This is a genomic window from Umezawaea beigongshangensis (assembly GCF_016464305.1).
Taxonomy (GTDB): domain Bacteria; phylum Actinomycetota; class Actinomycetes; order Mycobacteriales; family Pseudonocardiaceae; genus Umezawaea_A; species Umezawaea_A beigongshangensis.
The window spans coordinates 95776-108250 of sequence record NZ_JAEIOJ010000016.1 but is presented as its reverse complement, the minus strand read 5'-3'; the positions used below and the strand labels follow the sequence as shown (position 1 = coordinate 108250).

Below are 12475 nucleotides of genomic sequence, written 5' to 3'. Positions count from 1 at the left end.
CCACCACGACGACGTGGTGTGGCCGCTGCTGCGCCACTGGAAGATCTTCGAGCTGGAGGGTCTCGGCGAGGTCGGCGCGGTGGGGCCGCGGCCGACGACCTGACCGACGGGTGTCAGCGACGCGTCCACTCGCTCGGGCGGGAGGTGCGGGTCCACTCGCTGGGGCGGCCGGTGCGGGGGGACTCGGTGCGGTTGATCATGACTCGCTCCTGGTTCACGTGGGGTGTGACCCCCGTCCGGAGCCGCGACACTGAGTCATCGATTGGCTAGGGTCGGTGACACCGGACAGGGCCTGGGGGGTGACGGCGTGCATCGAATGGACCCACGCCGGTGGCGAGTGTGGTCCCTGTCCCGTTGGGTGTTAACCCTCGTCCTGGGCGTCGAAGCCGCCACCCTCGTCGTCCTCGCGACCACCACACACCTCGATCAGGTGACCACCCGATCGTGGATCTGGTTCGGCCTGCTCAGCACCGCCGCCGTGATCCACCTGGAGGCGGCGCGCGGCATCGAGCGCATCCGGGAGATCGCCGCGGACGGCACCCCCTACACCCACATGCAGTCGGTGTGGTTCTTCGCGGGTGTGCTGCTGCTGCCGCTCCCCCTGATCACCGCGCTGATCCTGATCAGCTTCAGCCACGAGTGGTGGCGGGTGTTCCGCGGTCGCGCCGTCGTCTACCGCAAGGTCTACTCGGCGTGCACGGTCGTCCTCGGCTGCGGCGCGGCTGTCCTCGCGCTCGGGGCGTTCTACCCCGGTGCCGGTCAGCCCTACGCCGCCGTCGTCGACGGGCCGCTGGGGCTCGCGGCCGTCCTGGTGGCCGGGCTGCTCTACCGCCTGGTGAACTACGCGCTGATCGTGACCGCGATCGTCGTGACCAACCCCGACCGGCCCGCCCGCACCGCGCTGGGCCACCCGTCCGACCAGCTGATCATCGCCGCCTCGATCGGACTGGGCCACGCCGTGACGACCGTCGTGGTGGAGCGGCCGTGGTCGATGCCGCTGCTGCTGGTCACCGTGCTCGCCCTGCACCTGGGCCTGCTGCTGCCGCAGTTCCGCACCGCCGCGCGGACCGACGGCAAGACCGGCCTGGTGGACGCCACCTTCTGGAACGACGTGGCGGTCCGCGAACTGGACCGGGCTCGCCGGCTCTCCAGCAGCCTGGGTGTCCTGCTGGTCGACCTGGACCACTTCAAGCACATCAACGACCGCTACGGCCACCTCGCCGGTGACGAGGTCCTCAAGGCCGTCGCCACCGCGCTGCGGCAGGTCGTGCGCGGTCACGACCTGGTGGGCCGCTTCGGCGGCGAGGAGTTCGCCGTGCTGCTGCCGGGGGTGGACACCGGTGCGGCAGAGGCGGCCGCCGAACGCGTCCGCGCCACCATCAGCGTCCTCACCGTCCGGGTGGTCGACCGCAGCGGCTCCCCGCAGACGATCGCGGGCCTGACCTGCTCGGTGGGAGCCGCGGTGTACCCGGAGACCGCCAAGGAGCTCAGCCCGCTGCTGCTGGCCGCCGACGAGGCGCTCTACCAGGCGAAGAACACCGGCCGCGACCGCACGAGGGTCGCGCTCGTGCCGGACACCCGCCGCCCGTCGGACTGACGTGATCACCGACCTGGACCCGTCCGACGACGCGACCGCCAGCGCCGTGCGCACCATCGGGCTGCGCGCCTGCGCCGTGGAGGCGGCGCTGATCGGCTCCACGGCCGTTCCCGCCCTGTCCGAGAGCCTCGCGCAGATGCGCGCGCAGCCCGTGCGGTGGCTCGGCGCGCACGTCGACGGGCGGCTGGCGGCGTTCCTGGCTCGCAGCGACCTCGGCGACGGCACGATCGACGTGGAACGGCTCTGCGCGGACCCGGCGCACTTCCGCCGCGGACTCGCCTCCCGCCTGCTGGAACGCGTCGTGGACGAGGGCCGGGACGTCCTGGTCAGCACGGGCGCGGCCAACCTCCCCGCGCTCGCCCTCTACGCGCGGTTCGGCTTCGTCCTCGTCCGGCACGTCGAACCGGAGCCGGGCGTGCGGCTGGCGCTGCTGCGGCTGACCGCTCAGAAGTCCAGCCGGTAGAACACCGCGGTCCGCGCGACGGCGCTCAGCGCCGTCGCGCGACGCACGCGCGGGTGGATCGACTCCAGGTCCGGGCCACCTTCGATCCCCCGGTGGAACGTCGCCCCCGCGGCCTGCACGAGCCGACGGACTCGCAGCCCTCGCGCGGCGGCAGGAGCCGGTCGCGCGGGGCGATCACGTCGGGGTGGTCGACGTCGAACCACCGCGCACCGCGACCCGGATCGACGCGGTGGGCCCGGCTGTCCAGACCGCAGCCGAGGTGCAGCACGACGCACCGCCGGTGCTCGACCAGGAACTCGCGGGTCCACGTGTCGAGCCGTCGTGTCCCCGAGGAGCGGCTCGGCCGACCGCGCGTCCAGCGCCCTGGCGTGCAGCGTGGCCCGTTCGCCGGCGAGGTCGCTCTTCGCCGTCCGCCGCACCAGGGCCACGGGCGCTCGGTGACGACGGACCCGTTCACGCCCCCGCCTCGACCGGTGAGCCGCCGGAGGTGGTGGGAACGGCCGACAGCAGTGCGCGGGTGTACTCGTGGCGCGGGGCGAGCAGCACCTGTTCCACGGGCCCCTGCTCCACGATCGAACCGCGGTACATCACCGCGACCCGGTCGGCGATGTTCCAGGCCAGCCCCAGGTCGTGGGTGATCACCAGCGCCGCCAGGTCCAGTTCGTCGCGCAGCCGCAGCAGCAGGGCCAGGATCTCCCCGCGCACCGACGCGTCCAGCGACGCCACCGGCTCGTCGGCCACCAGCAGGCGCGGCCCCAGCGCCAGCGCTCCGGCGATGACCACGCGCTGCCGCTGCCCGCCGGACAGCTCGTGCGGCAGCGAGCCGGAGAACTCCTCCGGCGGTCGCAGTTCCGCCCGCGACAGCGCGTCGGCGACGAGTGCGGCCTCGTCGCCGGGCGTGTGGTGGATGCGCAGCCCCTCGGCCACCGCCTCGTACACCGAGTGCCGGGGGTTCAGCGCGCTGGTCGGGTCCTGGAGCACGAGCTGCACCTGCCTGCGGTACTCCCGCAGCCCCCTGGACGACGTCGGCAGCGGCGCACCGTCGAACAGCACCCGCCCCGAGTCGGCCCTCTGCAACCCCAGCAGCGTGCGGGCCAGCGTGGTCTTGCCCGAGCCGGACTGCCCGACCAGCGCCAGGATCTCCCGCGGCCGGATCTCCAGGTCCACGCCGTCGACCGCGCGGACGAGCTCGCCGCCGCGGTCGCGGAAGGACACCCGCAGTCCCTCGGTGCGCAGCAGCGGCTCGGTCAGCGCGGAGGCGCCGGTGCTCGCGTAGCGGAACGCCGGATCGCCCACGGTGGGGAACGCGGCGGCCAGCGCACGGGTGTGCTCGTGCCGCGGGGAGGCGACGACCTCGCGCGCCGGTCCCTCCTCGACGACCTCGCCCCGGTACATGACCGCGAGCCGGTCGCAGGTGCTGGTGAGCACGGACAGGTCGTGACTGATCATCACCAGGCCGATGCCGCGCTCGGTGACGAGCTGGTTCAGCACGCCCAGCACCTGCTTCTGCACGATCACGTCCAGCGCGGTGGTGGGCTCGTCGGCGACGACGAGCCGCGGTGAGCACGCCAGCGCCATCGCGATCATCACCCGCTGCTTCTGCCCGCCGGACAGCTCGTGGGGGTAGGCGCGCGCCCTGCTCACCGGCAGCTCGACCTGGGCGAGCAGGTCGGCGACGCTGCCGTCGGTGCCGTGCACGCGCATCGGCTCGGCGATCTGCTCGCCGACGCGGCGCACCGGGTTGAGCGCGTGCATGGCGCCCTGGAACACCACCGAGCCCCGCGCCCAGCGCACCGCGCGCAGCCTGCCCCAGCTCATCGCCGCGACGTCCTCGCCCTCCAGCAGGACCTTCCCCGTGACCTCGGCGGTGGGCGGCAGCAGCCGCAGCACCGACATGGCCACGGTGGACTTGCCGCAGCCCGACTCGCCGGCCAGGCCGAGGGTCTGACCGGCGTCCAGGGTCAGGTTCACCCCGCGCACGGCCTGCACGTCGCCCCGGCCGGAGCGGTAGCGCACGCCCAGGTCGCGCAGCTCCAGCAGGTGCCCGTGCCCCGCCTCGGTCTCCCGTCGGGTGCTCACCGCTCTCCCCTCAGCCTCGGGTCGAGCACCGTCTCCAGCGCCCGGCCGCACGACGTGAACGCCAGCACCACGACCACCACTCCCAGGCCCGGTGGCAGCAGGAACCACCAGGCTCCCTTGGACACCGCGCCCTGCACGGTCGCCGTGTGCAGCATCGACCCCCACGACACGCGGGTGGGGTCTCCGAGTCCGAGGAACGACAGGGTCGACTCCGCCACGATCGCGCTGGCCACGGTGAGCGTGGTGTTGACGAACACCAGGGGCAGCACCGCGGGCAGCACGTGCCGGCCGATGACGTGGCGGTGGCCGCCGCCGAGAGCCCTGGCGCGCTCGATGAACGGCCGTCCCTCGATGGTCAGCGTCTGCGCCCGCACCAGCAGCGCCGTCGACGGCCACGACGTCACGCCGATGGCCAGCACGATCGTGCCCAGCCCGCGGGGCAGCACCGTGGACAGCGCGATGGCGAGCACCAGCGAGGGCAGCACCAGGAAGAAGTCGGTGACGCGCAGCAGCGTCGCCGAGGCCCAGCCGCCGAAGTGCGCGGCGAGCACGCCGATCAGCGAGCCGATGCCCACGGACAGCACCGTCGCCGCCAGGCCCACCACCAGCGACACCCGCGTGCCCCACCAGGTCAGCAGCAGCACGTCGCGACCGGTGTTGTCGGTGCCCAGCCAGTGCTCCGCGCTCGGTGGCGCCCACAGCGGCGCGTCGACCCTGGTCACGTCCAGGCCCGCCTCGTCGGTCAGCAGCGGGACCAGCAGCGCCAGCACCACCACCGCGCCGAGCACGACGAGCCCCACCAGGCCGCCGCGGTTGCCGCGGAACTCCCGCCACACGCCGGCCGCGGCGGAGCGGCGGCGCCGCCAGACGATGCTCGAACCGCTCATGAGGCGCGCACCCGTGGGTCGAGGACCCGCAGCAGCAGGTCGGCGAGCAGGTTCATCACGATCACCGCTCCGGCGAGCACGACGAACGTGCCCTGCAACAGCGGCAGGTCGGGGCCGCTGAGGGCCTCGTAGGTCAGCAGGCCCAGCCCCGGCCAGGAGAACACCGTCTCCACGGTGATCGCGCCGGACACCACCAGGCCCAGGTGCATGAACACCTGGGTCACGGTGGGCAGCAGCGCGTTGGGCACGGCGTGCCGGCGGCGCACCTGGTCGTCGCGCAGCCCCTTGGCCTTCGCGGTGATCAGGTAGTCCGCGCCCATCTCCTCCAGCAGCGACGAGCGCATCACCAGGAGGTACTGCGCGTAGACGACGGCGATCATCGTCAGGCACGGCAGGACCATGTGGTGGGCGACGTCGAGGATCTCCGGGAGCAGGCCCGGCGGTGTGCCGGAGGAGCGGATGCCTCCGCTGGGGAACAGGTCGCCGGTGACGACGAGCAGCAGCAGCCCCAGCCAGAACGTCGGCATCGCCCACAGCGTGAGCGCCACACCGGTGGAGATCTGGTCGAAGCGGCTCGCCCGCCGCCACGCGCTGCGCACCCCCAGCCAGAGCCCCAGCGCGACGGCGATCACGGTCGAGGTGCCCGCGAGCAGCAGCGTCGGCCCGACCCGCTCGCCGATCAGCTCGGCGACCGGACGCCGGTAGAAGTAGGACGTCCCGAGGTCACCGCGCACCAGCTGTCCCAGGTGCTCCAGGAACTGCACCGGCAGCGGGTCGTCCAGGCCGAACCTGGCGCGCATCTCCGCGATGAGCTCGGCGTTCATCGGCCGGCCCCTGGTCATCGCCACGACCGGGTCGCCGGGGACGACCCGGAACAGCAGGAACCCCAGCACGACGACCAGCAGCAGGCTCAGCAGCGCGCCGCCGACGCGACCGGCGACGTGCCGCAGCGTCGCGTGCGCGCCGGACCGTCCCGTGCGGGACGGTCCCGTCTCGTGCGCGTCCGCCGCGGGAGCGAGTGCGTCGGTCACTCCCGGTCCTCCGCGGTCGCCCTGCGCCGCCGGCCGATCAGCCACGCGCCACCGGCGAGCACGATCACCACACCCGCGACCACGGCCACCACCAGGCCGGTGCTGGTGCCGCGCGGGGCCGTCGCGGCGTCGGTGGGGGTGGCCCCGTAGTAGCCCCACACACCGTTCTGCTCCATGATCGAGCCGCCGGGGTCGGGCTGGACCTGGAAGCTCGCGAACCGGTCCTCGCGGTAGGCCTCCAGCACGTTGTCGTAGCCGAGGATCACCGCGGGGACCTGGTCGTAGAACCGCTGCTGCATCTCCTTGACGATCTCGGCGCGCGCGTCCTGGTCGACCTCGGTCGCCTGCTGGGCGTAGAGCCGGTCGTAGGTCTCGTCGCAGAAGAACGTGTCGGTCGTGCCGCCCGTGCCCGCGGCGTTGGGCCGCCGCGCGCAGGTGTGCAGGGACAGGATGAAGTCCGGGTCGGGATTGGTGCCCCAGCTGGAGAACAGGAGGTCGAACGCGCCGGACGTCGAGGTGTCGTTGAGCTGGTTGTCGTCGACGAGCTGCACGTCGACGCCCACGCCGACGTCGGCGAACGAGCGCTTGAGGAACTCGGCGGCCTGCTCGTCGTAGGCGCGGTTGGCGTGACCGACCAGCCGGAGGTTCAGCGCCCTGCCGTCGGGTCCCACGCGGATGCCGTCCGCTCCCCTGGCGTACCCGGCGGCGTCGAGGTCGGCGTTGGCCGCGTCGAGGTCGAACGTCCTGGGCCGGGCCGGCGTGAAGTGGAACCTGGCGTTGGACGGCGGCATCAGTCCGGTGCCCGGTTCCGCGTACCCGCCGTTGACCCGCTCCACGATGGTGTCGACGTCGACGGCCTTCGCCAGCGCCTGGCGCACCCGCACGTCCTGGAGGGCGGGGTGGCCGTCGCCGATGGGCTCGCCGGTGCTGGTCGCGGCGCCGGAGTTGAACACCAGCTCGTTGAAGCGGCTTCCCCGCCCCTTGTTCAGGCCGATGTCGTCCGCGTCCCGCAACGAGTCGTACTGGGCGGGTCCGAGGCGGTTGATCAGGTCGACCTCGCCCTTGCCCAGGGCCTGCACGGCGGCGTCGAGGTTCTTGTAGCTGACGAAGTGCAGCTCGGAGATCTTCGGCGCGCCCCGCCAGTAGTTCGGGTTGGCCGTGAGCTTGATGAACTCGTTGGGCCGGTGCTCCGCGAGCAGGAACGGCCCGCTGCCCACGACCGGGGCCTGGTCGTTGGCGTGGTTCTCGACGTCGGTGACACCGGCCCACACGTGCTCCGGGACGATCGGGACGTCCAGGGCGAGCATCGTCGCCTGCGGCGTCTTCGTCCTCACGACCAGGGTGCGCGGGTCGGGCGCGGTCACCGACTCGAAGTTCGCGACGAAGTTGCCGTTGGCGGTGCGGGCCACCTCGTTCGTCAGCATGAGGTTGTAGGTGAACGCGACGTCCTCGGCGGTGATCTCCTCGCCGTCGGACCACTTCTTGCCCTCGGGGACGGTGAAGGTCCAGGTCAGGTCGTCGTCGCTGGTCGTCCACCCGTTCGCCAGGCCCTCGACCGGGCGCTGGTCCTTCGGGTCGTAGGCGGTGAGGAAGTCGTACATGAGACGCCCGACCTCGGTCCCCACCTGGGTGATCGAGAGGAAGGGGTTGAGCGAGTCGACCTGGCGCGTCAGCGCGACCCGCAGCGTCACCCCCTGCTGACCCACCGGTTGGGCGGCCGCCACCGGTGTTGTCGCGGCCGGAGCCACCACCGCCCCCAGCACGCCCACGACCGCCGCCAAGCTCCACCGTCGCGCACGCACGGTGACCACCCCTCTCCGCTCCGAAGTGTCAAGAAGTAACCACTGGGACCATGTCGGAGTCAACGAGTCCCCCCTCAACGGCCGGAGGCCGTAACGTGCACCGCGTGCGGATCATGATCTCGGCTGACATGGAAGGCGCAACAGGGGTCACCTGGACGGCGGACGTCCTTCCCGGCACGGAGCAGTGGCAGCGGTTCCGCGCGCTGTTCACCGGTGACGTCAACGCCTGCGTCGGGGGCCTGTGCGCGGGTGGCGCGGAGAGCGTGCTGGTGAACGAGGCGCACTCCTCGCAGCGCAACCTCCTGCTGGAGGCGCTGGACGACCGCGCGTCGATGCTGACGGGCAGGCACAAGCCGCTGTCGATGATGCAGGGCGTCGACTCGGGCGTGGACGGCGTGGTGTTCCTCGGCTACCACGCGGGCGCGGGCGAGGAGGGCGTGCTCGCCCACACCTACCTGGAGAACTCGATCACCGGCGTGTGGCTCGACGGGCGGCCGGCGAGCGAGGGCCGCCTCAACGCGGCGCTGGCCGCCGAGCACGGCGTGCCCGTCCTGCTGGTCACCGGGGACGACCGCGCGTGCGAGGACGCGCGGAGCTGGGCCCCCGCGGCCGAGGTGGTGGCGGTGAAGGAGTGCGTGAGCCGCTACGCCGCGATCTGCGCCACTCCCGCCATCACCTCCGCCCGCATCGCCGAGGCCGCGAGCAGGGCGATGACCGGCGCCGGAAGGGTCGAGCCGGTCGTGTCGGCGCACCGGATCGAGGTGGAGTTCGACGCCACGCACCTCGCGCACGCGGCCGCCGTCGTGCCTACGGTGGAGCTCGTGGACGTGCGCCGTGTCGGGTTCGACGCGGCCACCATGACCGACGCCGTGCAGGCGTTCAAGATCGTGACGGCCGTCGCGGCCGGCGCCGTGGAAGGGATCTATGGCTGAGGACGCCGTCGACCTCTGCGCACAGCTGATCAGGTTCGACACCACCAACTCCGGCCGCGGCGAGGCGAGGGGCGAGCGGGAGGCCGCCGAGTTCGTGGCGACCCACCTGGAGTCCAGCGGCGTCTCCGCGCAACTGCTGGAGTCCGCCCCGCGCCGGAGCAACGTGGTGGCCCGCGTACCCGGCACCGACCCGTCGCTGCCGGGGGTGCTGCTGCAGGCCCACCTGGACGTGGTGCCCGCCGATCCGGCCGAGTGGTCGGTGCCGCCGTTCTCCGGTCTGGTGCAGGACGGGTTCCTGTGGGGCCGGGGCTCCACGGACATGAAGGACATGACGGCCATGACGCTGTCGGTCCTCGCGGGCTGGGCGAAGCGGGGCGCGCGGCCGAAGCGCGACGTCGTGCTGGCGTTCGTCGCCGACGAGGAGGCCACCGGCGAGTTCGGCGCGAACTGGCTCGTCGCGCGGCACCCGGAGCTGTTCGACGGGTGCGCCGCGGCCATCGGCGAGTCGGGCGGGTTCACCCACCACGCGCTGGGCGCGCGCCTCTACCCCGTCGGCACCGCCGAGCGCGGCACGTCGCACCTGCGGCTCACGGCCACCGGACGCGCGGGGCACGGTTCGCGCCGCAACGACGACAACGCGGTGACGAAGCTGGTCAACGCGCTGGCGCGGATCGCGGCGCACCGCCACCCCGTGCGGCTGACGCCGACCGTGGAGGCGTTCCTCGAGCGGACCGGCGAGGCGCTGGGCGTGCGGGTGGACCTGGACGACGTCGACGGAACCCTGGCCCGCTTCGGTCCCGCCGCGAAGCTCGCGGAGAACACCGTCCGCAACAGCACCACCCCGACGGTGCTCGACGCCGGGTACAAGGTCAACGTCGTGCCGGGCAGCGCGACCGCCGAGCTGGACGTCCGCACGCTGCCCGGCACCGAGGACGAGCTGCTGGCCACGATCGACGGCCTGCTCGGGCCCGACGTGACCCGCGAGTTCATCCAGGACGCGCGGCCGGTGCAGGCGCCGATCGACTCGCCGTGGTTCAGCGCGATGGCCGACGCCCTGCGCGCGGAGGACCCCGAGGCCGTGGTGGTGCCCTACTGCATGGGCGGGGGCACCGACGCCAAGGCGTTCAGCCGGTTGGGCATCGCCTGCTACGGCTTCGCGCCGCTGGCGATCCCGCAGGACTTCGACTACCGGGCGATGGCGCACGGCGTGGACGAGCGGGTGCCGGTGGAGGGCCTGCGCTTCGGCGCCAGGGTGCTGGACCGCTTCCTGCTCTCCTGATCCGCCCGCGGCCGCGGACGGTGGCCGCAGCACGATCCGCGGGGTCTGCGGCACCGGCTTTCCCGGTACCACCGACGAGCAGGTCACCACCACCTCCGGGCAGGTGCTGGACCTCGCGGGACGCGACGACCCGACGGGGGTCGCCGGCTGCTGGGCCGACCGCGTCGACGTGATCACCGCGACCACGCCGCCCCGTCCGCCGACGTGGTCCTGGTGCGCCCCTACGGGCACGTGGCGTTCGCCGGTGCCGACGCCGGGGGTCTGGAGGACGCCCTGCGCACCTGGTTCGGGCTGCCCCAGCTCGCCGCGGCGTTCTAGGCTCGCGGTGACCTCCGCGCCGCGTTCCGCTCCGGAGCGCGCTCGGCGAGGGGCACCGACGGGAAGGTCTCGACGCCGTGGGAGAACGCCTGATCGCCACCAACGGGATCAAGCTGTGGAGCGAGGACTTCGGCGACGCCGCCGACCCCACCGTGCTGCTGATCGCGGGCGCGAACACCTCGGCGTTCGGCTGGCCGAACGAGTTCGTCGAACTGCTCGCCGACAGCGGGCGGCACGTCATCCGCTACGACCACCGCGACACCGGGCGCTCGACGTGGCAGGACCGCGCGCGGTCCCCCCGCTCGTTGCAGGAGGTCGCGGCCGACGCCGTCGCCGTGCTGGACGGGTGGGGTGCGCCCAGGGCCCACGTCGTGGGGTTCTCGCTGGGCTGCACCATCGGCCAGGTGCTCGCGCTGGACCACCCCGACCGGCTGCTCACCCTGAGCCTGCTGGCCGGTGCGGCGCTGGACGTGGACCTCGCCGAGAGCACGCGGTGCGCCCACTCCGGCGAACCCACTCCCACGGGGCTGCCCGCGCCGCGCCGGGAGATCCTCGACCTGTGGGCGGACCGGGCGACACCGGCCCGGTCAGCGGAGGACGAGCTGGACCGCAGGATCGCGGAACTGCGGGTGCTCGCGGGCGACGCGCTGCCGTTCGACGAGGCGGAGTTCCGACTCTGGGAACAGCGGTCCACCGCCCACGCCGGGACGACGTCGCAGCCGAGCGCCCACGGCCACGACGCCCCGGTGCCGACCTCGCGGGCCGCCGAGCTGGCCGGGGTGAGCACACCGACCCTGGTGGTGCAGGCGCCGCTGGACCCGATCAACCCGCCACCGCACGGCCGCCACCTCGCCGACCTGATCCCCGGCGCACGGCTGCTGGAGGTGCCGGGCATGGGGCACGCCCTGTCCGGTGCCGTGCACGGCCCGCTGGTCGCGGCCCTGCTGACGCACACCGCGTGACCGCACTGCCGCGTGACCGCACGACCGTGTGACCGCCGGGGCGCGGCCGCGTCGCCGACGCCGACGCGGCCTGCCGCACAGTGGCCGCCGAGCACCGGGCGGGTGCGCTGCCACGGGTGAGCCGGGGCGACCACGACCGCGGCCGGTTCACCCGGCAGTGCGCGGCGACGAACACCGAGCAGCCCCTCAGCAGCGAGCACACCCGTGCCGGGGCCGTGTCCACCACGGCTCGCGGGTCGCGCAGGCGTCCCCGCACGGCTCGGGCGCTGGATGGCCGCCACCACGGCGGCGGCGACTCCTCGAACATCGCCGCGCTCGTGCCGCACCTCGTCGGGAGCGGAGCGTGGACCGGGGTCACGCCCGTGATCCGACCAGCACCTCCACGCCGTCCAGCACCCGCTGGAGGCCGAACTCGAACGCGTGCGTCGCGTCCTGCGCCGACCCGTGCTCCTGGCCCGCCGCCGTGCCCACCCTGGTGGCGAGCGGGAAGCGCTGCGGATCCATGATCCGGGACAGCAGCGGCGCGTGCGCCGTCCACCACTGCTCGTCGGACACGCCGGTCAGCGTCTCGGCGTGCGCCTCGTCCAGCGCACGGCGCGCGGCGACCTGGACGTGTCCGGCGACGAGGCCGAGCACCGAGTCCATCTCGACGTCGGTGAGACCGATGCCGTCCACGGCGTGCAGCTCGTGGTCGTAGCGCGCGGTGACGTTCGGCCCCAGCACGGGTCGGCTGGTCGCGACCTGGAGCAGCCACGGGTGCCGCCGGTGGAGCGCGAAGTTCTCCCTGGCGACGCGTTCCAGCGCAGCGCGCCACCCGCTCTCGACCGCGCCCGAGGTGGGCAGCTCACCCGTCACGGTGTCCACCATGACGTCGACCAGCTCCGCCTTGCCGGGAACGTAGGTGTAGAGGGACATGGTCCCGACGCCGAGCCGCTCGGCGACGCGCCGCATCGACACCGCGGCCAGTCCCTCGGCGTCGGCGACCTCGACCGCGACGCGGACGATCCGGTCCACGCCCAGGTCCGGCTTGCCCCTGCGGCTCGCCTTCTCCCCGGTGCGCCACAGCAGCGCGAGACTGCGCGCCGGATCTCCGCTGCCGCCGTACTGCGTCGTCATAGGTCCCCG

12 protein-coding genes and 1 pseudogene are annotated in these 12475 nt (G+C 73.3%); 6 read left to right on the top strand and 7 right to left on the bottom strand.

Annotated elements, in window-relative coordinates:
- The first annotated feature begins 358 nt into the window (after positions 1 to 358).
- Complete coding sequence (locus IMZ35_RS27650) at positions 359 to 1597, top strand: GGDEF domain-containing protein (protein WP_307868893.1); 1239 nt, start codon at positions 359 to 361, stop codon at positions 1595 to 1597.
- Position 1598: 1 nt separating this feature from the next.
- Positions 1599 to 2060, top strand: a complete 462-nt coding sequence (locus tag IMZ35_RS27645) for a GNAT family N-acetyltransferase (protein ID WP_199444131.1) — start codon at positions 1599 to 1601, stop codon at positions 2058 to 2060.
- Here the strand turns inward: IMZ35_RS27645 and IMZ35_RS32000 are convergent.
- The 6 genes and pseudogenes from IMZ35_RS32000 to IMZ35_RS27620 all read right to left on the bottom strand — a co-directional run bounded on the left by IMZ35_RS32000 (position 2042) and on the right by IMZ35_RS27620 (position 7859).
- Positions 2042 to 2179, bottom strand: a complete 138-nt coding sequence (locus IMZ35_RS32000; RefSeq protein WP_307868897.1) for a hypothetical protein — start codon at positions 2177 to 2179, stop codon at positions 2042 to 2044. The genes IMZ35_RS27645 and IMZ35_RS32000 overlap by 19 nt on opposite strands.
- A 44-nt stretch (positions 2180 to 2223) precedes the next feature.
- Positions 2224 to 2517, bottom strand: a pseudogene (locus tag IMZ35_RS32345) (class I SAM-dependent methyltransferase); the annotation flags it as partial.
- Positions 2514 to 4139 (bottom strand): ATP-binding cassette domain-containing protein, encoded by a 1626-nt coding sequence (locus IMZ35_RS27635; protein ID WP_199444130.1) that lies wholly within the window; start codon positions 4137 to 4139, stop codon positions 2514 to 2516. The pseudogene IMZ35_RS32345 and the gene IMZ35_RS27635, both read right to left, overlap by 4 nt.
- On the bottom strand, positions 4136 to 5026 hold the full coding sequence (locus IMZ35_RS27630; RefSeq protein WP_199444129.1) for an ABC transporter permease: 891 nt from the start codon (positions 5024 to 5026) through the stop codon (positions 4136 to 4138). The genes IMZ35_RS27635 and IMZ35_RS27630 overlap by 4 nt, the downstream gene beginning before the upstream one ends.
- A complete protein-coding gene (locus IMZ35_RS27625) occupies positions 5023 to 6057 on the bottom strand; it encodes an ABC transporter permease (protein ID WP_199444128.1) in 1035 nt (344 codons plus the stop codon). Before IMZ35_RS27625 ends, IMZ35_RS27630 begins: the two co-directional genes overlap by 4 nt.
- Positions 6054 to 7859 (bottom strand): ABC transporter substrate-binding protein, encoded by a 1806-nt coding sequence (locus IMZ35_RS27620; protein WP_307868891.1) that lies wholly within the window; start codon positions 7857 to 7859, stop codon positions 6054 to 6056. The genes IMZ35_RS27625 and IMZ35_RS27620 overlap by 4 nt, the downstream gene beginning before the upstream one ends.
- A gap of 104 nt (positions 7860 to 7963) precedes the next feature.
- Between IMZ35_RS27620 and IMZ35_RS27615 the strand changes: the two genes are divergently transcribed.
- The 4 genes from IMZ35_RS27615 (at position 7964) to IMZ35_RS27605 (ending at position 11350) form a co-directional block, all read left to right on the top strand.
- Positions 7964 to 8791 (top strand): M55 family metallopeptidase, encoded by an 828-nt coding sequence (locus IMZ35_RS27615; RefSeq protein WP_199444127.1) that lies wholly within the window; start codon positions 7964 to 7966, stop codon positions 8789 to 8791.
- Positions 8784 to 10070 carry a M20/M25/M40 family metallo-hydrolase gene (locus tag IMZ35_RS27610; RefSeq protein ID WP_199444126.1) on the top strand — a complete coding sequence of 429 codons (1287 nt, stop codon included), beginning with the start codon at positions 8784 to 8786 and terminating at the stop codon, positions 10068 to 10070. The genes IMZ35_RS27615 and IMZ35_RS27610 overlap by 8 nt, the downstream gene beginning before the upstream one ends.
- Before the next feature lie 45 nt (positions 10071 to 10115).
- Entirely contained in the window at positions 10116 to 10388 is a 273-nt protein-coding gene (locus IMZ35_RS32340; protein WP_438816906.1) for an aromatic-ring hydroxylase C-terminal domain-containing protein, read from the top strand.
- A 77-nt stretch (positions 10389 to 10465) separates the two neighbouring features.
- Positions 10466 to 11350, top strand: a complete 885-nt coding sequence (locus IMZ35_RS27605) for an alpha/beta fold hydrolase (protein ID WP_199444125.1) — start codon at positions 10466 to 10468, stop codon at positions 11348 to 11350.
- A gap of 354 nt (positions 11351 to 11704) precedes the next feature.
- Here the strand turns inward: IMZ35_RS27605 and IMZ35_RS27600 are convergent, their stop codons facing one another.
- Positions 11705 to 12466, bottom strand: a complete 762-nt coding sequence (locus tag IMZ35_RS27600) for a TetR/AcrR family transcriptional regulator (RefSeq protein WP_199444124.1) — start codon at positions 12464 to 12466, stop codon at positions 11705 to 11707.
- Positions 12467 to 12475 lie beyond the last annotated feature (9 nt).